20 protein-coding genes and 1 pseudogene are annotated in these 22,560 nt (G+C 64.4%); 14 read left to right on the top strand and 7 right to left on the bottom strand.

Going from position 1 to position 22,560, the window contains the following annotated elements:
• The first annotated feature begins 18 nt into the window (after positions 1–18).
• From NHH73_11200 to NHH73_11185, 4 genes are read left to right on the top strand one after another with little or no spacing between them, the layout of a single operon-like run.
• Positions 19–999 (top strand): MlaD family protein, encoded by a 981-nt coding sequence (locus NHH73_11200; protein USX28808.1) that lies wholly within the window; start codon positions 19–21, stop codon positions 997–999.
• Positions 996–1,667, top strand: coding sequence for a hypothetical protein (locus NHH73_11195; GenBank protein ID USX28807.1), 672 nt, complete (start codon positions 996–998; stop codon positions 1,665–1,667). The genes NHH73_11200 and NHH73_11195 overlap by 4 nt, the downstream gene beginning before the upstream one ends.
• Before the next feature lie 6 nt (positions 1,668–1,673).
• The gene (locus NHH73_11190; GenBank protein USX28806.1) at positions 1,674–2,654 is read left to right on the top strand and encodes a nucleoside hydrolase; all 981 of its coding nucleotides are present in this window, start codon (positions 1,674–1,676) and stop codon (positions 2,652–2,654) included.
• Entirely contained in the window at positions 2,651–3,001 is a 351-nt protein-coding gene (locus tag NHH73_11185) for a translation initiation factor Sui1 (protein ID USX28805.1), read from the top strand. Before NHH73_11190 ends, NHH73_11185 begins: the two co-directional genes overlap by 4 nt.
• A gap of 124 nt (positions 3,002–3,125) precedes the next feature.
• Here NHH73_11185 and NHH73_11180 read toward each other — a convergent pair whose 3' ends face one another.
• On the bottom strand, positions 3,126–4,379 hold the full coding sequence (locus tag NHH73_11180; protein ID USX28804.1) for a DEAD/DEAH box helicase: 1,254 nt from the start codon (positions 4,377–4,379) through the stop codon (positions 3,126–3,128).
• A gap of 117 nt (positions 4,380–4,496) precedes the next feature.
• On the opposite strand from NHH73_11180, the gene NHH73_11175 reads away from it, so the two are divergent.
• Positions 4,497–5,471 (top strand): dipeptidase, encoded by a 975-nt coding sequence (locus NHH73_11175; protein ID USX28803.1) that lies wholly within the window; start codon positions 4,497–4,499, stop codon positions 5,469–5,471.
• Between the two features lie 34 nt (positions 5,472–5,505).
• On the opposite strand, the gene NHH73_11170 is transcribed toward NHH73_11175, so the two are convergent.
• Complete coding sequence (locus tag NHH73_11170; GenBank protein ID USX28802.1) at positions 5,506–7,347, bottom strand: DUF4153 domain-containing protein; 1,842 nt, start codon at positions 7,345–7,347, stop codon at positions 5,506–5,508.
• Positions 7,348–7,535: 188 nt separating this feature from the next.
• On the opposite strand from NHH73_11170, the gene dapC reads away from it, so the two are divergent.
• The 3 genes from dapC (at position 7,536) to NHH73_11155 (ending at position 10,806) form a co-directional block, all read left to right on the top strand.
• Positions 7,536–8,750 (top strand): succinyldiaminopimelate transaminase, encoded by a 1,215-nt coding sequence (dapC, locus tag NHH73_11165; protein ID USX29610.1) that lies wholly within the window; start codon positions 7,536–7,538, stop codon positions 8,748–8,750.
• A gap of 22 nt (positions 8,751–8,772) precedes the next feature.
• Positions 8,773–9,600: a 2,3,4,5-tetrahydropyridine-2,6-dicarboxylate N-succinyltransferase gene (gene dapD / locus NHH73_11160; protein USX28801.1), complete on the top strand. Its 828-nt coding sequence runs from the start codon at positions 8,773–8,775 to the stop codon at positions 9,598–9,600.
• Between the two features lie 63 nt (positions 9,601–9,663).
• Positions 9,664–10,806 carry a PilT/PilU family type 4a pilus ATPase gene (locus tag NHH73_11155; GenBank protein ID USX28800.1) on the top strand — a complete coding sequence of 381 codons (1,143 nt, stop codon included), beginning with the start codon at positions 9,664–9,666 and terminating at the stop codon, positions 10,804–10,806.
• Between the two features lie 15 nt (positions 10,807–10,821).
• Here NHH73_11155 and NHH73_11150 read toward each other — a convergent pair whose 3' ends face one another.
• Positions 10,822–10,995 (bottom strand): hypothetical protein, encoded by a 174-nt coding sequence (locus NHH73_11150; protein USX28799.1) that lies wholly within the window; start codon positions 10,993–10,995, stop codon positions 10,822–10,824.
• A gap of 189 nt (positions 10,996–11,184) precedes the next feature.
• Here NHH73_11150 and NHH73_11145 point away from each other — a divergent pair, with 189 nt between their 5' ends.
• From NHH73_11145 to NHH73_11130, 4 genes are read left to right on the top strand one after another with little or no spacing between them, the layout of a single operon-like run.
• Positions 11,185–11,538 carry an ArsC family reductase gene (locus NHH73_11145; GenBank protein USX28798.1) on the top strand — a complete coding sequence of 118 codons (354 nt, stop codon included), beginning with the start codon at positions 11,185–11,187 and terminating at the stop codon, positions 11,536–11,538.
• A gap of 20 nt (positions 11,539–11,558) precedes the next feature.
• A complete protein-coding gene (dapE, locus tag NHH73_11140) occupies positions 11,559–12,692 on the top strand; it encodes a succinyl-diaminopimelate desuccinylase (GenBank protein USX28797.1) in 1,134 nt (377 codons plus the stop codon).
• Between the two features lie 60 nt (positions 12,693–12,752).
• The gene (prmB, locus tag NHH73_11135; protein USX28796.1) at positions 12,753–13,640 is read left to right on the top strand and encodes a 50S ribosomal protein L3 N(5)-glutamine methyltransferase; all 888 of its coding nucleotides are present in this window, start codon (positions 12,753–12,755) and stop codon (positions 13,638–13,640) included.
• Positions 13,641–13,692: 52 nt separating this feature from the next.
• On the top strand, positions 13,693–15,666 hold the full coding sequence (locus NHH73_11130; protein USX28795.1) for an ATP-binding cassette domain-containing protein: 1,974 nt from the start codon (positions 13,693–13,695) through the stop codon (positions 15,664–15,666).
• A 20-nt stretch (positions 15,667–15,686) separates the two neighbouring features.
• Here the strand turns inward: NHH73_11130 and NHH73_11125 are convergent, their stop codons facing one another.
• On the bottom strand, positions 15,687–16,187 hold the full coding sequence (locus NHH73_11125; GenBank protein ID USX29609.1) for a chemotaxis protein CheW: 501 nt from the start codon (positions 16,185–16,187) through the stop codon (positions 15,687–15,689).
• A gap of 183 nt (positions 16,188–16,370) precedes the next feature.
• Here NHH73_11125 and arfB point away from each other — a divergent pair, with 183 nt between their 5' ends.
• Positions 16,371–16,769: an aminoacyl-tRNA hydrolase gene (arfB, locus tag NHH73_11120; protein USX28794.1), complete on the top strand. Its 399-nt coding sequence runs from the start codon at positions 16,371–16,373 to the stop codon at positions 16,767–16,769.
• Here the strand turns inward: arfB and NHH73_11115 are convergent.
• Positions 16,759–17,544, bottom strand: a pseudogene (locus NHH73_11115) (sulfite exporter TauE/SafE family protein). The gene arfB and the pseudogene NHH73_11115 sit on opposite strands and share 11 nt — an antisense overlap.
• A gap of 82 nt (positions 17,545–17,626) precedes the next feature.
• On the opposite strand from NHH73_11115, the gene NHH73_11110 reads away from it, so the two are divergent.
• The gene (locus NHH73_11110; protein USX28793.1) at positions 17,627–18,535 is read left to right on the top strand and encodes a LysR substrate-binding domain-containing protein; all 909 of its coding nucleotides are present in this window, start codon (positions 17,627–17,629) and stop codon (positions 18,533–18,535) included.
• Between the two features lie 73 nt (positions 18,536–18,608).
• On the opposite strand, the gene NHH73_11105 is transcribed toward NHH73_11110, so the two are convergent.
• Positions 18,609–20,477 carry a FapA family protein gene (locus NHH73_11105; GenBank protein ID USX28792.1) on the bottom strand — a complete coding sequence of 623 codons (1,869 nt, stop codon included), beginning with the start codon at positions 20,475–20,477 and terminating at the stop codon, positions 18,609–18,611.
• 130 nt (positions 20,478–20,607) lie between these two features.
• Complete coding sequence (locus NHH73_11100) at positions 20,608–22,518, bottom strand: FapA family protein (GenBank protein USX28791.1); 1,911 nt, start codon at positions 22,516–22,518, stop codon at positions 20,608–20,610.
• Positions 22,519–22,560: the final 42 nt, after the last annotated feature.

Here is a 22,560-nt window from a genome sequence, read left to right as displayed (position 1 = left end):
GCGTTAGCCCGAAAAACCATGACTGAACAACCAACCCAAACAACCCACACCGCGCCGCCCGTGCGCAACGCCGAATTCAAAGCCGCAGTGCTGTTGGTGATCATGGTGTTGCTGGTGGCCGGCGCGGCGGTCTATCTGCTGTACGCGCGCGGCGCCTTCGAATCAACGCAAACGCTGTTCCTGGAGGCGGACGACTCCGAGGGCGTTGTCGTCGGCATGGACGTCACCTTCGCAGGCTTCCCGATCGGGCGTGTGCGCCGCATCGAATTGAGCAAGGAAGGCAAGGCCCGCATCGTCGTCGATGTGCCGCGCGACGACGCGCACTGGCTGCGCAAGTCCAGCATCTTTACCTTGGAGCGCGGGCTGGTGGGCGGCGCCAAGCTGCGCGCGTTCACCGGCATTCCGGCCGACCCGCCGCTGGAGGAAGGGGCAGCGCGCGCGCTGCTGGTGGGCGACCCGGGGGCCGAAATTCCGCGCCTGCTGGCCACGGCGCGCGACCTGCTGGAAAACCTCAACACGCTAACGGCGGAAAATTCCGCGCTCGCTGCCAGCCTGGCCAACATCCAGGGCGTGACCGGAAAACTCAACGGACCGTCCGGCGCCATGGGACTGATCGCAGGCGACGACAAAAATGCGCAGCAGTTGACCGAGCGCGCCAACAAGCTGCTGGTCACGGTCAACGCTTTGGCCACCAAGGCCGATAGCCTGATCGGCCACGCGGACACCCAGGTCTTCGGGCCGCAAGGCGTGGTGACCGATGCGCAGGCCGCCATCGTCCAGCTGAACGGATTGCTGGCCGACGCCCGCAACAGCCTGAAAAAGATGGACGCGGTGCTGGTGGAGGCGCAAGCCGTCGGCGCCAACGCCAAGGAAGCCACCGCCGATCTGGGCACGCTACGCGCGGAGGTGGAAAGCAGCCTGCGGCGGGTCGAACAACTGGTCAACGAAATCAATAAGAAATGGCCGTTCAAACGCGATACGGAGATTAAACTGCCATGAAAAGTACCGCTCCGCTGATCGCCGCCGCCATGTCCGTGGCCGCCCTGCTGGCCGCCTGCGGCAACAACCCGCCGGTGCCGGACTGGCAAATGAACGCCCAAAGCTCGATAGAGCGCTCCACCGCCGCCTACATGACCGGCAACGCCCGCGTCGAGGAAGCCGAATACAAACGCGCCCGCGACGCGCTGGGCAGCACCGGCAAGGTCGATCTGATCATCCGCGCCGAATTGATACGCTGCGCCGCCCGCGTGGCGTCGCTCGTTTTCGAGGACTGCGCCGGTTTCGACAAGCTGGCGGCGGACGCCAGCCCCGCAGACCGCGCCTACGCCGCCTATCTTTCCGGCCGCGCCGGCGCCGCCGATGCAGCCTTGCTGCCCGCGCAGCACCAGCCGGTAGCGTTGGCCTCCACCGACACGGCCGCCGCCGGCGCCGCGCAGGCGATCGCGGACCCGCTATCTAAACTGGTCGCCTCCGGCGTGCTGCTGCGCGCGAACAAGGCCACGCCGGCGGTGCTGGCAGACGCCGTGGAAACCGCATCGGCGCAAGGCTGGCGCCGTCCGCTGCTGGCGTGGCTGGGCGTGCAGGCCATGCGCGCCGAGCAAGCCGGAGACGCCGCCGAAGCCCAGCGCATCAAACGCCGCATCGACCTGATCACCAATAAAACCTGATTACGAATGACTTATTCCCTATCCCGACCGCTGCGCGGCCTGCTCTCCATAATCGCGCTGTCGTGCGCCATGCTGGCGCCGCCGGCCCATTCCGCCGACAAGATCAAGGTCATCGTCGACATGGACATCGGCGACGACATCGACGATTCCTTCGCGCTGGCGCTGCTGCTGCAAAGCCCGGAGATCGAGATCGTCGGCATCACCACCGCGTGGGGCGACACCGCGCTACGCGCGCAGCTGCTGGAGCGCATGCTGCGCGAAACGGGCCACTCCGGCATCCCTGTCGCACAGGGCATCGCCAGCACCGGCAATCCACAGCCGTTCACGCAGGCGCGCTACGCCCGGCGCGGCACGCTGCCGGCCAAGGTGGCGGCGGTGGACTTCCTGCTGGATCAGATCAAACGACAGCCCGGCCAGATCACGCTGCTGGCGCTTGGCCCGCTGACCAACGTCGGCGCCGCCATCGAGCGCGACCCCGCCACTTTCGGCAAGCTGAAACAGGTGGCGATGATGGGCGGCTCGGTGCGCGCCGGCTACCGCAAATCGCAGTACGTGCCGGCGCGGCCCGCGGACAAGGAATACAACATCGCCTCCGATATCGGCGGCGCGCAAAAGCTGTTCACATCCGGCGTGCCGATCGTGATGATGCCGCTCGACTCGACGCAGATACGCCTCGATGAAGTGGAGCGCAACGCGCTGCTCGGCCACGGCTCGCCCGTCACGGACGCGCTGGCGCTGATGTACCACCAGTGGATCGACGCCTACCAGCCCTGGTCGAGCAATATGCCGTCGCTGTTCGACGTGGTGCCGGTGACGTGGCTGATCGATCCCGCAACGTGCCCCACCACGCAGCTGCGCATCGTCGTCAGCGACGACGGCTACACCCGCGAGGAAGCGGGCAAGCCGAATGCGGCGGTCTGCCTGGCGTCCGATCAAAAACGCTTCTTCAACATCCTGATGCCGCGACTGCTGGAGGACAAGCCATGAGCACCCGCCTCGTTTATTCGACCGAGACGGGCCGCATCTGCCCCGATTGCGGCAAGCCGCTGGCCGATTGCGTCTGCAAGACGGCCGCCAAAGCCAAGCCAGCGGGCGACGGCAACGTCAAGGTGTCGCGTGAGTCCAAGGGACGTGGCGGCAAAACCGTCACCTTGGTCAAGGGGCTGGCGCTCGACGCCATCGCCCTGGCCCTGCTGGGCAAGCAGCTGCGCGGTGCTTGCGGCTCCGGCGGCACCGTCAAGGATGGCGTGATCGAGATCCAGGGCGATCACTGCGACCTGGTGATGGAAACGCTGAAAAAACAGGGCCACAACCCCAAACGCACCGGCGGCTGATGTTGAATTCCGTAGGGCGGATTAGCGTAGCGTAATCCGCCATGAGCCGTGGGCAACGCTTGGCGGATTGCGGCGTGCCGCCTAATCCGCCCTACGTGATTTAGAAAACTTTGGTACCACCTAATTAGTCGCTTTCACGGGCAGCCGCTTCGCGCAGCTTGTCCTTCTTGCTCTTGCGCTTGCCCTTGATGCCGCCGTTGACCGTATCGGTGACCGAACCGGCCGCCGGCGGGGGCAGCGTCTCCACCGGTTCGAAGCCGGCGACCCGCTCGCGCGGCAGCAGAATATCCTGGCGCTTCTCGATCAAACGGAAATGCTGCTCGGTCTCGGCGCTGACGAAGCTGATCGCCACACCGCTCTCGCCGGCGCGGCCGGTGCGGCCGATGCGGTGGGTGTAGTCGACGGCGGAACGCGGCAAGTCGTAGTTGACCACCGCCGGCAGGCGCGCGATGTCGATGCCGCGCGCGGCGACGTCGGTCGCCACCAGCACCTGCAGGCGGCTGGCCTTGAAATCGCCCAGCACCTCGGTGCGCGCACCCTGGCTGAATTCCCCATGGAAGGCGCCGGCGCGGATGCCGTTGCGATTCAATTTGTCGGCCACGTGTTCCGCCGCGTACTTGGTGGCGACGAACACCAGCACCCTGCTCCACTTTTGCTCCTGGATCAGATGCTTGAGCAGCATGGTACGGCGCGACACGTCGACCATGATCGCGCGCTGGGCGATATCGGGCTTGCTCAACGGCTCGGACAGCACTTCGATACGGGTCGGTTGATTCAGCATGCTGTCGGCCAGCGCCTGCACCGCCGGCGGGAACGTCGCCGAGAAAAACAGGTTCTGGCGCTGCTTCGGCAGCAGCTCCAGTATCCGGTTCAACTCCTCGCTGAAGCCCAGGTCCAGCAGGCGGTCCGCCTCGTCCAGCACCAGCATCGCCGTGCGCGATATCTTCAACGCGTTATGGTCGATCAGGTCCAGCAACCGGCCAGGCGTGGCGATGACGATGTCGGCGCCGCCTCGCAGCGCCATCATTTGCGGATTGATCGACACGCCGCCGAACACGATCGACACCTTCACCTGCATCGACAGGTGTGACGCCAGCTTGCGCACCGATTCGCCCACCTGCGCCGCCAGCTCGCGGGTCGGCACCAGGATCAGGCCATGCAGCTGGCGCGGACCGCTGCGGTTGTCCAGCAACGCCTGCAGCAGCGGCAGCGCGAAGGCTGCGGTTTTGCCGGAACCCGTCTGCGCCGCGCCCAGCACGTCTTCGCCACGCAAAATGGCGGGAATGGCGGCGCTCTGGATCGCCGTCGGCTCCAGATAGCCGATTTCGGTGACCGCGTTGATCAGGGAGGGAGCAAGGCCCAGCGAAGCAAATGACATGTTGGCCTATGAAGTAAGCGTGTGAATTGGCCGACAGTATAAAGCATGCGGCAGCGCCAGCCCTTGGCACGCGGCGCCGTTCTCGGGTAGAGTGAGCTTTTCGACAAAGAAAACACCATGATCAACTGGGACGCCCACGTTTGCCTTCCGCAGCACCCGCACGCCGACTTCACGCCCGTGCGCAAGCTGCACGCGGCCGGCGTGAACTATGTCTCGTTGAACGTGGGGGGCGATATGAATCCGGTGTCGCAGGTCATGTCCGTGATCGCCGGCTACCGCGCCACCATCGCCGCCGAACCGGAACGCTATACGCTGGTCTCCAGCGTGGACGACATCATCAAGGCGGCCGCCGACGGCCGCATGGCCATCACCTTCGACCTCGAAGGCGCCATGCCGCTGCTGGACCAGCCGGAGATGGTGGCGCTTTACGCGGAGCTGGGCGTGCGCCAGATCCACCTCGCCTACAACCGCAACAACACTGTGGCCGACGGCTGCCACGACCTGCCGCGCGGCCTGACGCCCCTCGGACACAGCATGGTGGCCGCCATCAACGATGCCGGCATACTGATGGATTGTTCGCACACGGGCCGCATGTGCAGCCTCGATATCATGGCGGCGTCGTCCAAGCCGGTGATTTTCAGCCATACCAACGCCTACTCACTGGTTCCGCATGGGCGCAACGTCACCGACGAGCAAATCCGCGCCTGCGCCGAAACCGGCGGTGTGGTGTGCGTGTCGGGCCTGTCGTGGTTTGTCGGCGCCGACAACCCTGGAGCGGACGACGTCGCACGCCACGTCGCCTATATCGCCGATCTGGTAGGGGTGGCGCACGCCGGCATCGGCCTCGATCTGTGCTTCCAGCAGGCGGGCCTGGACGATACGCCGCCGGGCGAATTCGATCCGGCCCACTGGTGGCCGGCATCGGCCGGGTACCGCGCCGACAAACCGCCAACCTTCACCCCGCCGGAAGTGTGGCGCGAACTGGCCGCCGCGCTGCGCAACGTCGGCATGAGCGACGCCGACACCGCCCTGGTCATGGGCCGCAACATGATGCGCGTGGCCCAGCAGGTATGGCGCCAGGCGCAACGCTGACTTAGCACTGCGGCTGACTCGCTAGGCGGCCGCGCTACTTGATCGCCTTACAGCCGGCTTCCGGCGACACGGGGAGCATGGTCAGCCCTATTCGCTGACCGGCGACCTCCAGTTCCCGAGCCTTGGGCTCAACCACGCTAAAGGTGCCGGCTTTGAGTTTTTCAAGCAGAGGTTTGCAGCGCGAATATTGATAGTTGATGGTGCCGATCAAAGCCCAACTGCCATCGGGGCGCTGGGCCATCAGCGCGTTGTCGCCGCTACCGACGTCGATTAGAAGCACTTCGTCGATGCCATCGCCGGTCATATCGATCATGAAGCCGTCGCAGCGGCCCTTTTTGCTGTTCAGGCAATCTGGCTTGGCTTCGTCGACGACCGCCTCCCACTTCTGCGAGACAAAACTGGCGGGCAGCTTGGCCCCCGCAGGCCACGCGGTGACATTTTCCTCGACCGAGATCGGCACCGCCGCGAGCTTGATGCCGGTCCAGCGCTGATTGTCGGCCAGCGCGAGCACCAGCGCGGCCTCCCGGCGTACCGATGCGGCGTCGGAGCCGGTGGACCACAGTTTCAGCCGCTCCAGGGCTTCCTTGCCGTAGCGCCCACCCTCGAAGCGCAGATAGCGGAAGTCGAACTTGCCGACCGCCGTTTTGCCGCTCTCGAGCCGCGCCATCTGGCTATTGACCGATATGCGCGCCGGATCGGCGATCGGCGTAAACAGCGCCAGCATCACCGCGATCGTCAAGAAGGCCGCCGCGACATTGACGGCCGCGAGGGGGCGCAGCCAGGTGTCGTATTGATACGCCGCCCACGCGTAGCCGATCGCGTAGCAGCTGGCCACCAGCAGGCAGGCCGCCGCGATGATGCGGTCGGTGGTCCAGCCGTACTGCGCCACCCGCAGCGCGAGCGCGTAGATGCCGATGACGGTCAGCGGGAAGATCAGGATGCAGGCCGCGCGTGTGCTCAGTCTCACGATCGTCTGGACGCCGGCCACCGCCTCCCCGTTCTGGAACGCGGCGTTGATCAACACTACCAGCACCACCACTGCCGACAACAGCACGGACGTGGCATGCCGCGTCTCCCACAGCGCCTGCAGGCCGGTGAACGGCAGGCTGCATAGGAAGCCGGTGACGATGATCGCCGCCACCGGCAAGATCCACGACATCAGCACCAGCAGCAACGTGCGGATGCCGCGCACAATGGCCGGCCGCACGTCGGTGATGTGCATGGCGCACGAAAAGGCGGTGAAGACCACCGGCAGATTGAACCAAGCCTCCCTGAGCAGCTCCTCGAGAAAGGTCAACTTGATCAACTTGAACAGCGCGCCACCCATGAACAGCACCATGAACAGCGCGCCGACGAAGAACACCGAAAACAACAGCTGCACGCCGAGCTTCCACGCGATTTCGAAATAGGTACCGTAACCGGCCACCCGGCGTCGATCATGGACGCCGGCTAGCACCAGCGACTGCGCAATGAAGAAAAACGGAACGCTGCACAGCGCCAGTATCTGCGACGGCGAGTAGACGCGCCGCTCCGCCCAATTATCGAACATCGGGTAGCCATGGTGGCCGCGCCAGGCGTCGTGCAGCGCCATCGCTAGAATGACCAGCGACGCCGTCGCCAGCCAGGCCGCAGCCTTGCGCGCCGGCATATGGCCGATGCTGGACACCAGCAGCACCGGCAGGAACAGCGCCAGCATCATCAACGGCACCGCCAAATACGGGGCCGTGGCCGGCCACACGCCATCCTTGCCGGCGCGGTAAAGCCAATACAGCAGCACGCCCTGCAGCAGTCCCGTGATCAGCCTCGCGGCCATCACACGCCGGCTGACGCTTGTACCGAGCGCCATCTCGTCCCGCTCCACCGCCGAAAGCTCCATGATTCGTCCTCTTATTACTGTGTGTGCTGTCAATGCGACGAGTATCGCATGATTGGCAATCCCGCCATGTTAACTGTTTGGCACTGATGACAAAGCGGCCAGGCCGCGAATGACCCGGGCGCGCCATAGGCGCTATAATGCCTGACCTACGCCGTTCCTTTTTCAACGATCCGCACCCGGTCCGCCACGTGAATCCACATCTCGAAAAGCTGCAACCCTATCCGTTCGAAAAGCTGCGCCAGTTGTTTTCGCAGGTCAGCGCCAGCCCAAGCCACAAGGCGATCAGCCTTGGCATGGGCGAACCCAAACATCCGACGCCGGCTTTCATCCAGCAGGCGCTGATCGATAATATCGACGGCCTGGCCAACTACCCGACCACCATCGGCTCGGACGCGCTGCGTGGCGCCATCGCCGGCTGGCTGGAGCGCCGCTACGGCCTGCCGGCCCTGAATCCGGCCACCCAGGTGCTGCCGGTGAACGGCTCGCGCGAGGCGCTGTTCGCGCTGGCGCAGACGGTGATCGATCCGGCGGCCAAGTCGCTGGTGGTGTGTCCCAACCCGTTTTACCAGATCTACGAAGGCGCCGCCTACCTGGCCGGCGCCGAGCCGTACTTCGTCAACTCCGACCCGGCCCGCAATTTCGGCTGCGACTACGACAGCATCCCGGCCTCGGTCTGGGAACGCGTGTCGCTGCTGTTCCTGTGCTCCCCGGGCAATCCGACCGGCGCCGTGCTGACACTGACCGACTGGGAGAACCTGTTCGCCCTGTCCGAGCGCTATAACTTCATCATCGCCGCCGACGAGTGCTACTCGGAGATTTTCCACGGCGAGCAAGCGCCCCTGGGCGCGCTGGAAGCGGCCCACATCCTGGGCCTGTCGACGGTCGAGACGCCTTACGCGCGCCTGGTGGTGTTCAGCAGCCTGTCGAAGCGCTCCAATGTGCCGGGCATGCGCTCGGGCTTTGTGGCAGGCGACGCCGACGTGCTGAAAAAATTCCTGTTGTACCGCACCTATCACGGCGGAGCCATGAGCCCTTCCGTGCAAGCTGCCTCGATCGCGGCCTGGAACGACGAAACCCACGTCGAACAGAACCGCGAAAAATACCGCGCGAAATTCAACGCCATCACGCCGCTGCTGCAAGAGGTGCTGACGGTGGAACTGCCGGACGCCGGCTTCTACCTGTGGGCGGACGTCAGCCGCACCGGCCTGTCGGACACCGAATTCGCGCAGCGCCTGTACGCCGAATATAATGTCACGGTACTGCCGGGCAGCTATCTGGCGCGCGACGCGCACGGCGCCAATCCGGGCCGCAACCGCATCCGCATGGCGCTCGTCGCCGAAACGGAGGAAGGCCTGGAAGCCGCCCGGCGCATCGTCCAATTCTGCAAGTCCATCAACAAATAATCACCACATAATTGAGCAAATCATGACCCAACAACTCCAGCAAATCATCGACCAGGCATGGGAAGACCGCGCCAACATCAACCCGGCCAACGGCGCCGCCGAACTGCGCGACGCCGTCTCGCACGTGATCGCGGGCCTGGACGCCGGCACCATCCGCGTGGCCGAAAAAACCAGCGGCGACTGGGTTGTCAACCAGTGGGTCAAGAAGGCCGTGCTGCTGTCCTTCCGCCTGGAGAACAACGTGGTCATGCCTTCCGACGGCACCATGCAGTTCTACGACAAGGTACCGACCAAGTTCGCCAACTACACGCCTGAAGATTTCGCCAAGGGCGGCTTCCGCGTGGTGCCGCCGGCAGTTGCGCGCCGTGGCTCTTTCATCGCCAAGAACGTGGTGCTGATGCCTTCTTACGTGAACATCGGCGCCTACGTCGATGAAGGCGCGATGGTCGACACCTGGGCCACCGTCGGTTCGTGCGCGCAGATCGGCAAGAACGTACACCTGTCCGGCGGCGTCGGCATCGGCGGCGTGCTGGAACCGATGCAAGCCAATCCGACCATCATCGAAGACAACTGCTTCATCGGCGCCCGTTCGGAAATCGTCGAAGGCGTGATCGTCGAAGAGAATTCGGTGATCTCGATGGGCGTGTACATCGGCCAATCGACCAAGATCTACGACCGCGCCACCGGCGAAGTGACTTACGGCCGCGTGCCTGCCGGTTCGGTGGTCGTCTCGGGCAACCTGCCATCGGAAGACGGCAAGTACTCGCTGTACTGCGCCGTCATCGTCAAACGCGTGGACGCCAAAACCCGCGCCAAGACCGGCATCAACGAACTGCTGCGCGGTATCTAAACGCGTCCCCGGCGGGTGCCGGCATGCCGGCACCCGCACGCCTGTGATTTTGAGGAGCGCATCATGGCCATGGACCGCCTGTTCCAGCTGATGAAGGAAAAAAACGCGTCGGACATGTTCTTCGCGGTGAATTCGCCGGTACACATCAAAATCAACGGCAACCTCATTCCCATCAACCAGCAGAAGCTCGAACCGGGCAACATCGAATCCATGCTGGCCGAAATCGCCTCTCCGGCGCAGATGGACGAACTGGCGGCCACCAATGAGCTCAATATGGGCGTATCGGTGGCAAACCTGGGCCGCTTCCGGCTGTCCGCCTTCAAGCAGCGCGGCTCCATCTCCGCCGTTTTCCGCTTCGTCCCCGCCTCCATCCCCGTATTGGCCGATCTGGGACTGCCACCGGTGCTGTCGGACCTGATCATGGAAAAGCGCGGCCTGCTGCTGCTGGTCGGCTCGACCGGCTCCGGCAAGTCGACCACCATCGCCTCGATGCTGGACTACCGCAACGAACTGCGCTCGGGCCACATCCTGACGCTCGAAGACCCGATCGAGTACCTGTTCAAGAATAAGAAGTCGATCGTCAACCAGCGCGAGATCGGCAACGACGCCAAGGATTTCGCCACCGCGCTGCGCAATTCGATGCGCCAGGCGCCGGACTGCATCCTGATCGGCGAGATCCGCGACAAGGAGACCATGGCGGCGGCGCTGGCCTACGCGCAGTCGGGCCATCTAGTGCTGGCCACCCTGCACGCCAACAACAGCTATAACGCGCTAAACCGTATTATCAGTTTCTACCCGATCGAAAACCGCGCCGCGCTGCTGCAGGACCTGTCGTCGACGGTCAAGGCGATCGTTTCGCAGCGGCTGGTCCGCTCGATCAACGGCGGCACGCGCACGGCGGCGGTGGAAGTGATGGTCAATACCCGCTACATCTCGGACCTGATCGAAAAAGGCGACATCGGCCAGATCAAGGAAGCGATGGAGAAAAGCCTGTCGCCCGGCTCGCAGTCGTTCGAACTGGCCTTGCTCAAATTGGTGCAGGATGGTTTGATCAGCCAGGAGGAAGCGCTGGCCAACGCCGATTCGGCCACCAACCTGCTGTGGCTACTGAATAATGGCCCCGACAGCAAAGCCGCCAAGGCCGAACCGGAGGCCAAGACGCCTCCCGACGAGGCGTCCTTCACCGAGTTCACGCTCAACACCTGACACGGACACCCCGGGTCAGCGACGTGGCTGCGGGTCGGCCGGCGGAACGCAATCATCGACGGACGGCACCAAACCCCAACCAAGCTGCCGGCGGATATCCCCGCTCGACGGCGGCGAGCACTGTTGCGTCAACCGCTCGCTCATATACTGACGGATCTGTTCTTTGGTCGGCTTGTTCGGCAATTCCATCCCACGGCTCCTGGTAGTTGTACGACAACCGATCCATATTAGGCAGCGTATCGGCCGACCGCCAATGCCAATTCGATAAGTAGCAATATCAAATTGTTATACCAGCGTGGCATCCGCGCGGCGCGGCGCCGTATCCTCCACCTGCGGCCCATGGTATTCTGTCGGCCTTTCGCCCGACACCGCACGCACATGAAAACCACCCTTTACGGCATCCCCAACTGCGACACCGTCAAAAAAGCCCGCGTATGGCTGGCCGACCAGCAGCAGGAGTTTACCTTTCACGACTTCAAGAAGCAGGGACTGACCCGCGAAATCGTCGCCGGCTGGCTCAAACACCTGTCGCGCGATGTGCTGGTGAATAAAAAAGGCACGACCTGGCGCGCGCTTTCCGACGAGCGCAAGGCCTCGATCGTGGATAACGAATCGGCCATCGCGCTGATGCTGGAAAACCCTTCGGTGATCAAGCGCCCGGTGCTGGACAAGGACGGCACGTTCGCCGTCAGCTTCTCCGACGCCCAGTACAAGCAAATTTTCAATCTCTGATTTCCACTATTACCTCCATCATGACACCTTCCAAGACCCTGGCGCTGACCGAAAAACTGATCGCCCTCTCCTCTGTCACTCCGGACGACAAGGGCTGCCAGCAGCACCTGATCGATTTGCTGTCGCCGCTGGGCTTTGTCTGCGAGGTGATCGAATCGAGCGGGGTAACCAATCTGTGGGCGCGCAAGGGCACGACCGCGCCGCTGCTGGTGTTCGCGGGCCATACCGACGTGGTGCCGACAGGCCCGGTCGAGCAATGGCGCTCGCAGCCCTTCACCCCGACCCACCGCGACGGCAAGCTGTATGGACGCGGCGCCGCCGACATGAAAACCTCGATCGCCGCCTTCGTCGTCGCCTGCGAGGAGTTCGTCGCCGCCCACGCCGACCACAAAGGCTCGATCGCCTTCCTGATCACCAGCGACGAGGAAGGCCCGGCCACCGACGGCACCGTCATCGTCTGCAATATGCTCAAGGAACGCGGCGAGACGCTGGACTACTGCATCGTCGGCGAGCCGACCTCCAACGAAACGCTGGGCGACGTGATCAAAAACGGCCGCCGTGGTTCGCTGTCGGGTAAATTGACGGTCAAGGGCGTGCAAGGGCACATCGCCTACCCCCAACTGGCCAAGAACCCGATCCACCTGGCCGCGCCGGCGCTGGCCGAGCTGGTGGCCGAGGTTTGGGACTCGGGTAACGAGTACTATCTGCCGACGTCCTGGCAAATGTCCAACATCAACGGCGGCACGGGCGCGAACAACGTCATTCCCGGCGAGATGGTCATCGACTTCAACTTCCGCTTCTCGACCGCCAGCACCCACGAGGAACTCAAGCGCCGCGTGCACGCCATCCTCGACAAGCACGATCTGCATTACGACCTGAAATGGGCGCTGAGCGGCCTGCCGTTCCTGACCCCGCGCGGCACCCTGAGCGACGCGCTGTCGGCGGCGATCAAGTCCGAAACCGGCGTGGACACCGAACTGTCGACCACCGGCGGCACCTCGGATGGACGCTTTATCGCTCAGATCTGCCCCCAAGTGATAGAATTCGGGCCTCCCAACGCAAGTATCCACAAGATCGACGAGCATATCGAGCTGCGTTTTGTCGATCCGCTGAAGAATATCTATCGCCGTACACTGGAAAACCTGCTGGCCTGATTCACCGGCCGGCTGCCCGCGCGGCGTGCGCGAACCGATTACCGTTTTACCGAGATAACCATGAACACGACTCCCTTCACCACGCCGCGCGACCTGTTGCGCTACGCCGTCACCCGCTTCAACGCCGCACAGCTGTTTTTCGGCCATGGCAGCGTAGAGGCCTTCGACGAAGCGGCCTACCTGATCCTGCACACGCTCAAGCTCCCGCTGGACAAGCTGGAGCCGTTCCTGGACGCGCGCCTGCTGCCGGAGGAAGTCGCGTCCGTGCTGGCGGTGATCGACCGCCGCACCGTCGACCGCGTGCCTGCCGCTTACATCACCAACGAGGCGTGGCTGGGCACTTACAGCTTCTACGTCGACGAACGCACCATCGTGCCGCGCTCCTTCATCGCGGAACTGATCCCGGACTACTTCGCGCCATGGGTGAACCAGCCGGATAACATCGCCAACATCCTGGAACTGTGCACGGGCTCCGGTTGCCTGGCCATCATGCTGGCCGATGCCTTCCCCGACGCCCAGGTCGACGCGGTCGATATCTCGGCCGACGCGCTGGAAGTGGCGAAGAAAAACGTCGCCACCTACAAGCTGGAAGACCGTTTGACGCTGATCCAGTCCGACCTGTACACCAATGTGCCGGACAAGAAGTACGACCTGATTATCACCAATCCGCCGTACGTCAATTCGGGCTCAATGTCCAAGCTGCCGAAGGAATACCTGGCCGAACCGCAGATTGCCCTCGACGGCGGCAGCGACGGCATGGACCTGGTGCGCAAGATCGTCGCCGGCGCCGCCGACCGCCTGACCGATGACGGCATCCTGATCGTCGAAATCGGCAACGAGCGCGAATTCGCCGAAGCGGCCTTCGGCCACCTGGGCCTGACCTGGCTCACCACCAGCGCCGGCGACGACATGGTCTTCCTGCTGACCGCCGACCAGCTGAAGCTGTAACACCCTCTTTAAAGTACAAGAACCAATGATCCGCTTTATACAAGTAAGTCTGATGCGCGGCACCAAGCCGCTGTTGGAACAAGTCGATGTCACACTGAACCCGGGCGACAAGATCGGCCTGATCGGCGCCAATGGCGCCGGCAAATCGAGCCTGTTCGCGATGATGCGCGGCGAGCTGCACCCGGACCAGGGCGAAATCGACTTCCCGGCCAAATGGCGCGTCGCTTACGTGGCGCAGGAAACGCCGCCGCTGGACCGCGCGGCCCTCGATTACGCCATCGACGGCGACGTCACCCTGCGCAAGCTGGAAGCGGAACTGGCACGCCTCGAGTCGGAACCCGAATCGTCGGAAAACGGCATCGCCATCGGCGAAATTTACAGCGCGCTGGCCGACGCCGACGCCTACACCGTGCAGTCGCGCGGCGAACAGCTGCTGCTCGGTCTGGGCTTCACGCTCGACCAGATGCAGCAGCCGGTGGCCAGCTTCTCCGGCGGCTGGCGCATGCGCCTCAATCTGGCGCAGGCGCTGATGTGCCCTTCCGACCTGCTGCTGCTCGATGAACCGACCAACCACTTGGACCTGGACGCGATCATCTGGCTGGAAGACTGGCTCAAACGCTATGCCGGCACCCTGCTGATCATCTCCCACGATCGCGACTTCCTCGACGAAGTGGTCAACGTGGTGGTGCATATCGACGAGCGCAAGCTGAAACGCTACTCGGGCAACTACTCGTCGTTCGAACGTCAGCGCGCGGCGCAGATGATCCTGGCCGCCGGCGCGCTGGAAAAGCAGCAGCGCAAGCGCGCCCACCTGGAATCGTTCGTCAACCGCTTCAAGGCGCAGGCTTCCAAGGCCCGCCAGGCGCAGAGCCGCATGAAGGCGCTGGCCAAGATGGAAGAACTGGCGCCGCTGCGCGCCGCCGCCGAATTCTCGTTCGAGTTCCGCGAGCCGCTCAGCGCTCCGAATCCGCTGCTGGTGATGGAAGACGTCAACGCCGGCTACAAGATCGAAGACGAAGCGACCGGCGACATCACGCACAAAACGATCGTCAACAACATCAAGTTCTCGCTGCAGATCGGCCAGCGTATCGGCCTGCTGGGCGTGAACGGCGCCGGTAAATCGACCTTGATCAAGACCATCGCCGGCGAACTGGCGCCGCTGACCGGCGACGCCACCATCGGCAAGGGCCTTAACATCGGCTACTTCGCCCAGCACCAGGTGGAGATGCTGCGCCACGACGAATCGCCGCTGTGGCACCTGGCCAAGATCGCCCCGACCGTGCGCGAACAGGAACTGCGCAACTTCCTGGGCGGCTTCAACTTCCCGGGCACCATGGTGACCAGCTCGATCGCGCCGTTCTCCGGCGGCGAAAAGGCCCGCCTGGCGCTGGCGCTGATCGTTTGGCAGCGCCCCAACCTGCTGCTGCTCGATGAACCGACCAACCACCTGGACCTGGAAACGCGCGAGGCGCTGACCGAAGCGCTGGCGCAGTTCGAAGGCACCTTGGTCGTGGTCTCCCACGATCGCCACCTGCTGCGCGCCACCACCGACGAATTCATCATCGTCGCCGACGGCAAGCTGCAGCCGTTCGACGGCGATTTGGACGACTACAAGGATTGGCTGTTCAAGACCAAGCTGGGGAAAGGCACCGACGTGCTGCCCGCCGCCGGCAAGGCCAACAAGACGGACTTCCCGGTGGTTTCGCCGGTGGCCGCGCCAACGGCAGCCGCTGCGCCGGCCGCCAGCAAGGACCAGAAGCGCCAGCAGGCCGAGGACCGTCAGCGCCTGGCCGCGCTGCGCAAGCCGCTGGAGCAAAAGATCAAACGCCTGGACGATCAAATCGCCAAGCGCAGCGCGCAAAAAGCCGAAGTGGATGCCAAGTTGGGCGAGTCTTCGATCTACGAAGCGGCCAACAAGGCCAAGCTGAAACAGCTGCTGGCCGATCAAAGCTTCTTCACCAAGGACCTGGGCCAGCTGGAAGCGGAATGGCTGGAATTGCAGGAGCAGCTCGAAGCGCTGGCCTGATCAATCCCTGACCGCGAGCTTCAGGCGGCCTGGCGGGCGCCCACCGGCACTTTGCGGATCGACATCAGCCTGTCGATGTCGACCACGATCAGGCGGCGCCCGTCGACCTCTCCGAGGCCCAGCAGGTAATCCACCGGCGGGGCCGTGCCGCCGCCCGCGACGGTGCCGGTGCCGGGTATCGGCAGCAGCTCGTCAAGCGTCAACGACACGATATCGGTCACGCCATCGACCACCATCCCCATCACGCAGGTCGACAGTTTGAGGATGATCACATCCGTCAGCGGATCGTGCGCCGGCGGACGCGGGCCGAAAGCGATGCGCATATCGACGATCGGCATGATCACGCCGCGCGACACGGCCACGCCGCTGATAATCTCGCCGTCCGAGGCGAAGCGTTCCAGCTCCTTCAGCGGACGCAGTTCCTGCACCTTGCTAAAGTCCAGCGCATAATCCAGGCCGCCGAGCCGGAACACGAGATACTGCTGCGCTCCGGTGTCGGTCGAGCGCGCGCCGTTGTTCATGGCGTTGGCATTCAGGGCTTGCATCTTCGAGAGAATCATGATCATCCTTTCGTCTATTGACGTGCGGTAACAGGCATGAATCATCCTAACCGCGCGCTTCTGGTGCGGGATTGATTGGCATCAACGTTAGCCCGGCGGCCGGCGGCCGTTTGCTACAATGAGACAAAGAGCGCGACCAATCCAATGACGAATTTAATAGATATGAATGACGTGGAGCTCAGTGCGATCCGCGCGCAGGGACCGGGGGGACAAAACGTCAACAAGGTCTCCAGCGCGGTGCACCTGCGTTTTAATATCGTAGCGTCTTCGCTGCCCGAGCATATCAAGGAGCGCCTGCTGGCCATGCGCGACAGCCGCATCACCAAGGACGGCGTGGTGGTGTTGAAGGCGCAGCAGTCGCGCAGCCAGGAAGCCAACAAGGAGGACGCCCTGCGGCGCCTTCAGGAACTGGTCGACAGCATCGCGGTGCTGCCCACCGTGCGGCGCGCCACCAAGCCGACCCGCGGCTCGCAGCGCCGCCGGCTGGATGGAAAAACCAAAGACGGCGAGCGCAAACAGCTGCGCGGCAAAGTCACCCTATAGCCACGCGCAGGCATTGGTGGGCGCCGAGCGCCAGCAGGCTAATAAAAAAGCAACGCCGAAATACCGCAGCCGGCATGCGGTCCCGCAGCCACTGCCCCAGCAGCATGCCCGCGCCGGCGGGCAGCAGCGCCAGCACCGATCCCCCTGCGGCCGACACCTGCCAGTTTCCGCGGCAGGTCAACACCACGGCCAGCGCCAAGGTCGACACGGTGAAGGCCAATCCCAGCGCCTGCACCAGATCGTCCTTTTCCAGGTTGAGCGCTTGCAGATAGGGAGCGACCGGCATGACGAAGACTCCCGTTATGCCGGCCAGCACACCCGTGGCGGCACCGGCCAGCGGCCCGGCCCACGGCTCGGCGCGCGGCGCCACGCGTCCGCGCCAGCCGCTCAAACCCAGCGCGCCGTAGGCAGCCAGTGCCAGTCCGAGCACCACCGAGGCCCAGGCGCCGCTGGACATGCCCGCCGCGCCGGAAGCGACAAAGTCTTACGGAGGCGGTGGCGACGACAGCAGCCATCCGCCCGCCGCCGTACCCACGCAAACGGCCACCAGCAAGGTCCGCATGCGCAGCCAGAGCGGATACAGCGCCGGCCCGGTGGCCAGCTGCCATACATTCGTCACAGCCGAAGGCACGATCAGCAGCGCCGCCGCTTCCAGCGGCGGCAGCGTCAATGTCAACAAGGCCATCGCCACCGTCGGCAGGCCCATTCCCGTGACGCCTTTCACCAGGCCGGCCAGCACAAAAACCAATGCGATAAAAACTATCGATGTATTCATGGGGGCTATTCTGCACTCCGGCGGCTTGCCTGGGAATGTGGAATATACTTAGCGTGACTTCACATTATCCGTAGGCTGAACCATGCGCTTCGACCTGATCGACCTTAAATTGTTCGTCCACATCGCAGAAAGCGGCAGCATCACCGCCGGCGCCAAGCTGGCGCACCTGTCGCTGCCTTCGGCCAGCGCCCGCATCCACGGCATGGAGGAAAGCTTGAACCTGGCGCTGCTGGAGCGCGGACGGCGCGGCGCCGAGCCAACCGAGGCCGGACGCGCGCTGCTGCATCACGCGCGCGCCATCGCCCGCCAACTGGACGACATGCGCGCGGACCTCGCCCAATTCGGGTCGGGCCTGAAAAGGCAGGTGCGGCTGCTGTGCAATACCTCGGCCATGACCGAATTCCTGCCGGAGGCGCTGGCCGGCTTCCTGTCCGGCCACCCGCACTTGAGCATCGATCTGGAGGAAAGGCTCAGCCGCGACATCGTGCGGGCCGTCACCGACGGCGCCGCCGATATCGGCATCGTCACCGATGCCGTCGACAGCGCGGCGCTGCAAACCTTGCCGTTCCGTGACGATCCCCTGGTGCTGGTGATGGCGCGCAAACATCCGCTGGCCCAGCGGATCGGCAAAGGGCGCGGCAAACCGCGCGGCGTGCTGTTCGCCGATGCGCTGGATCAGGATTTCATCGGCTTGGCGGGCGACAGCGCTTTGCAGCAGTACGCGGCCGAGCAGGCGTCGCGGCTGGGGCGCAAGATGCATTGCAAGATCCGGTTGCGCAGCTTCGAGGCGGTTTGCAGGATGGTTGCCAGCGGCGCCGGTGTGGCGATATTGCCGGAGATGGCCGCGCGGCGTAGCGCGGATTTGGAGGCGCTGCGGGTGGTGGCGTTGAACGACGATTGGGCGGATCGCAAGCTGCTGATCTGCGTGCGCGATCATGCGGCCTTGCCCCTGCATGTGCGGGAGTTGGTCGCGGTATTGCGGCGTGGTTAGAGGCGCGGACGGAGCGTGCATGGCGGATTACGCTTTGCTAATCCGCCCTACGTGTTCCCGGATACCGCGTCATTCACGTGTTGCCGGGTGGCGCCCAGTTGATCGGGCCTACATGGCCAAAAAAGATTTTTGTCATGCCGGCGTCGGCGCCGCGTACCTTGGCTTTCAGTTCCTTCGCCGGCCGGTCGTAGGGCGGCGGGCCGTCCGGCACGAAACTCATGGTTCGCGCCAATACGTCCCCGGTCAGCATGTGGACGGTGCAGCGCGAGCCGTTCATCAACGCGTTTTTCTCGCGCTGCACCTGGTTGACCTCTTCCTGCGCCTGCTCCTGCTGCGCTAGCGCGGCCTTGATCGCCAGCGAGATCCTGGCGACCGCGCGCAGCGACGGTCCCACCGTCGTCGCCATCTTGTGGAACAGCGGCTCCTGCTCCGTTGTCAGTATCACCTCGCGCTTGCGCACCCGGGTCGCCAGGTTCAGATAATTACGCACATCCGGCTGGCCGGTGATGGCGTCCATTTCCGCCTTGCGTTGCTCGGCATCGCGCAGCGCGTGCGACACCTTCGGCAGCAGCTCGGCGATTTTGCTGTCGAACTTAGTCATGTCCGGCACCAGCGTGTACAGCAGCATCTCGCTTTGCTTGCGCGGGCCGGCATGAATGATCTCGATCTTGCGCGCGGCGATCGCGCAGCCCTCGGCCACCTTGATGATCACCTCGTCGGCCATGATCTCGCAGTTGCTTGCCTCGCCGATCACCACCCGCGTGCCGGAGATGATGCAGCTCTCGGCGCGCGCCAGCGACACCTCGCCCCTTTTGGTCTGCAGCACGGCGCCCGACGCCACGCCCTTCACGCGGATCGCGCCGTCGGCGTTGACGGCGGTGCCGCCCATCAGGTTGCGGTTCAGGACAATGTCGCCGCCGCGCGAGCTGATATTGCCGAAGACGTTGCCGTGGATGGTGATGTTGCCGCCATCGACCGAGCGCTGGTCCTGCACGTCGCCGAATTCCTCGTACTCGCCGGTCAGCTGCAGATTGCCGGTGGTGCGCGCGCTCACCCCTTCCCGGCTGATGATCTTCGGGCCGATCGAAATGCGCTTGCTGCCCGGTTCCACGCTGAGGAATCCCTCGACGGCCGACACCAGGTACTCGCCGTCGCGCAGGTTTTCAATCACCGTCCCGGCGCCGGCCACGGAGGTCAGTTCGATATCGCGCGGCACCGGCGGTTCCAGCACGGCGCCGGACAATTCGACACCACGCACACCTGGCGTGCGCGGCACCTTGCGCAGCAGCTTGACGTTGGGTTTGACCTGCGGGAAGCGGTTCTGGAAGGTCTGCAGATCGAGCTTGCCGTCCGGCGTCTCGCGCGGCGCGTTGCTGCGGTGGATGTCGCGCGATACTTCCACGATGGTAGCGTCGCGCCCCGGCACGACGTTGAGCCGCCGCGCGACGATGGTGCGCGCCAGGCGCCCGGTGACGATGACGTCGCGCACGGCCGGCGCGTCGATACCGAAGCGGATGCCCTTGCCCCACATGTCGGCGACGAATTCATCGAACTTCAGGCGCGCCGGTTGCGGCGGCATATCGGGGATCTCGAAGAACACCGGCTCGAAATAGTATTCCGCCTCGCCGGCGATGACCTTGACGGTCTTGTACAGGGCGCGGCGCACGGTGTGGAACGGCTCGATGCTGTCGGCGAAGCGCAGCAGCGGCTTGCCGGCCAGGTTGGCCGGCAGCTCGGGACCGCAGTTGTACAGCATTCTGGTGAAGACGGCGTAGTCGAGGCCCGCGAAGTAGGCTCCGCCGAGGAAAACCTGGCTGACGGCGGCGACGCACGATACCGCCGTCGCCTCGGCATCGAAATAGATGCCGTCATCGCGCTTGACGATCGCCGCGGGCAAATCACCTTCCGCAGTTTGTTCCAGCGTCGTTGCGTCGTCTGACACGGTAGTCCCCACAAAGATGTACGTCGGAGCCGGCGCCCCTTCACTTTTTTAATATTATTTGTAGATTAGCATGAACGCACGGCATTGTGCGCGCGCGTTGCTGCGCGCAAGGGCGGCCGCCCAGCCGGCCCTATTCCGCCGAGCTGCGCGCGCGCGGGTCGAGGTGCCAATCGAGCGATCCGGCGCTGTCGCAGAACAGCATCTCGCCGCCGTTCGGCGTGCCGCGCAGCCGCTGCTTGATCTCCTTGGGGGACAGCAGCGTCAACGACGCACCGTCTGCCGCGAAAGGCATGGTGCGCACCGTGGTCTCGCCGCTGACCATGTGCAGGCCGCAGCGCGCCACGCCGGCCGCCGCCACCTTCTGCTCGATCACCCGCGCCAGCCGGTCCCGCAACAGCGTTTGCTGCGTCTGGGCGGCCTGGATCTCCTTCTTCAACTGCTCGATCGCCTGGATCTCGGTCGCCACCGCGCCGGCGATCTTGCGCAGGAACTGGCCCTGCTCGGGGGTCAGGGTCAGCTCCTGGGTGCGCAGCTTGACCGCCAGCGCCAGATAGCGGCGCACGTCGGGCAGCGCGGCGATGCGCGCGGCTTCCTGCTCGGCGGTGAGGATGATCTGCGCGAAATCGGCCACGCGCGCATCGAGTTCGGCGATCTCCTCGTCGAACCGCTTGACGTCGCGCACCAGCACGTGGATGAGCATCTCGGTGCGGCGGCGCGGCCCGGCGCTTTCGATTTCCACGTTGCGGCCGGCCACGGCGCAGCCCTCGGCCACCGAGATCACCACCTCGTCGCCGATGATCTCGCAATTGGAGGCCTCGTCGATCCTGACGCTGCTGCCCGAGATAACGCAATTCTCGGCGCGCGCTATCGTGATCGCGCCGCCGCTGGAGTGGATCACCGAATTCGACGCCACGCCGGCGATGCTGATCGAGCCGAGCGCGTTCTGCACGCTGCCGCTGACCAGGTTCTGGTCCAGCACCACGACGCCGCCGCGCGAATGGATATTTCCGTAGACGTTGCCGTGCACCGTGATGTCGCCGCCGGTGACGTCGCGCTGCTCCTGCACGTCGCCGTATTCCTCGTAGGCGCCCGCCAGCTGCAGGTTGCCCGTGGTCCGTCCGCTCACGCCTTCCAGGCTGACGATTTTATCGGTGATGGAAATGCGGTTGGACTTCGCATCCACGCTCAGGAAGCCCTCGCGGGTGGACACCAGATATTCGCCATCCTCCAGGGTTTGCGCCTCGGTGCCGTCGCCGGCATAGAAGCGCAAGGTCAGGTCCTGCGGCGGTTCCGGCGCCGTCATGCGTCCGGACAGGTCGAAACCCGGCTGGCCGGGCACCGCCGGCACCTTTTTCAGCAGCCTGACATTCGCCTTGATTTGGGGGAAGCGGTTCTGGAAGCTTTGCAGATCGATGCGGCCGTCGGCGCGCGCTTTAGGGGCGTCGCTGCGGTGCAGATCGGACGACACCTCCATCACGGTCGCGTTCTGTCCCGGCTCCGGTTCCAGATCGGTGGCGAAGGTGATGCGATCCGGCTTGGCGGCCGCCATCGCCGACACCACCGCCGCCACCTCGATACCGAACCGTATGCCCTTGCCCCACATGTCGGCGACGAATTCGTCGACGTCCAGGCTTGTCTGGCGCTCCGGGATCACGGTGCCGTCGGGGAGCACCTCCTCGTCCAGATACAGCGGCTCGAAGTAGTATTCGGCGTAGCCGTGCCCCATCTTGGGATTTTTGTACAACGGCACGCGCAGCGGGTCGAACAGGCGCACGTCGTCGCACAGGCGCACCGCCTGCGCCGCGCCCAGATCGGGGCCGACGCCGTACAGCGCCTTGATCATCAGCGGATAATTGAGGCCCGGTAGGTAATAACCGCTGCGGAATACCTGATTCATCGCGGCGATCAGCGCCGGCTGCGGCAGGCCGACATCGATATAAACGCCGTCGGCTCTGCGGACCAAACCAATAGGCAGGCCGGCGTCGGGAGCCGATGGCTCGTCAACGGGAAAGGGCGCTGCGGGAGCAACGTCTTGAACCACGATTTTCCTCCAGGCGTCACGCGGCCGAAGGGCATTGCGTGC

Source organism: Oxalobacteraceae bacterium OTU3CINTB1 (assembly GCA_024123955.1).
Lineage (GTDB): Bacteria > Pseudomonadota > Gammaproteobacteria > Burkholderiales > Burkholderiaceae_D > Rugamonas.
The sequence above is the reverse complement of the archived record's forward strand: the minus strand, read 5'-3'. Positions and strand labels throughout refer to the sequence as shown.

What these genes read in the sequence shown, in the direction of transcription:
- NHH73_11175 (USX28803.1), top strand. Translation starts at nt 4,497, where the DNA reads ATGATCAACTGGGACGCCCACGTTTGCCTTCCGCAGCACCCGCACGCC.
- NHH73_11125 (USX29609.1), bottom strand. Translation starts at nt 16,187, where the DNA reads ATGAACAACGGCGCGCGCTCGACCGACACCGGAGCGCAGCAGTATCTC.
- NHH73_11110 (USX28793.1), top strand. Translation starts at nt 17,627, where the DNA reads ATGCGCTTCGACCTGATCGACCTTAAATTGTTCGTCCACATCGCAGAA.
- NHH73_11170 (USX28802.1), bottom strand. Translation starts at nt 7,347, where the DNA reads ATGGAGCTTTCGGCGGTGGAGCGGGACGAGATGGCGCTCGGTACAAGC.
- NHH73_11185 (USX28805.1), top strand. Translation starts at nt 2,651, where the DNA reads ATGAGCACCCGCCTCGTTTATTCGACCGAGACGGGCCGCATCTGCCCC.
- NHH73_11150 (USX28799.1), bottom strand. Translation starts at nt 10,995, where the DNA reads ATGGAATTGCCGAACAAGCCGACCAAAGAACAGATCCGTCAGTATATG.
- NHH73_11190 (USX28806.1), top strand. Translation starts at nt 1,674, where the DNA reads ATGACTTATTCCCTATCCCGACCGCTGCGCGGCCTGCTCTCCATAATC.
- NHH73_11130 (USX28795.1), top strand. Translation starts at nt 13,693, where the DNA reads ATGCGCGGCACCAAGCCGCTGTTGGAACAAGTCGATGTCACACTGAAC.
- NHH73_11180 (USX28804.1), bottom strand. Translation starts at nt 4,379, where the DNA reads ATGTCATTTGCTTCGCTGGGCCTTGCTCCCTCCCTGATCAACGCGGTC.
- NHH73_11200 (USX28808.1), top strand. Translation starts at nt 19, where the DNA reads ATGACTGAACAACCAACCCAAACAACCCACACCGCGCCGCCCGTGCGC.
- NHH73_11195 (USX28807.1), top strand. Translation starts at nt 996, where the DNA reads ATGAAAAGTACCGCTCCGCTGATCGCCGCCGCCATGTCCGTGGCCGCC.
- prmB (USX28796.1), top strand. Translation starts at nt 12,753, where the DNA reads ATGAACACGACTCCCTTCACCACGCCGCGCGACCTGTTGCGCTACGCC.
- dapE (USX28797.1), top strand. Translation starts at nt 11,559, where the DNA reads ATGACACCTTCCAAGACCCTGGCGCTGACCGAAAAACTGATCGCCCTC.
- dapD (USX28801.1), top strand. Translation starts at nt 8,773, where the DNA reads ATGACCCAACAACTCCAGCAAATCATCGACCAGGCATGGGAAGACCGC.
- arfB (USX28794.1), top strand. Translation starts at nt 16,371, where the DNA reads ATGACGAATTTAATAGATATGAATGACGTGGAGCTCAGTGCGATCCGC.
- NHH73_11155 (USX28800.1), top strand. Translation starts at nt 9,664, where the DNA reads ATGGCCATGGACCGCCTGTTCCAGCTGATGAAGGAAAAAAACGCGTCG.
- NHH73_11145 (USX28798.1), top strand. Translation starts at nt 11,185, where the DNA reads ATGAAAACCACCCTTTACGGCATCCCCAACTGCGACACCGTCAAAAAA.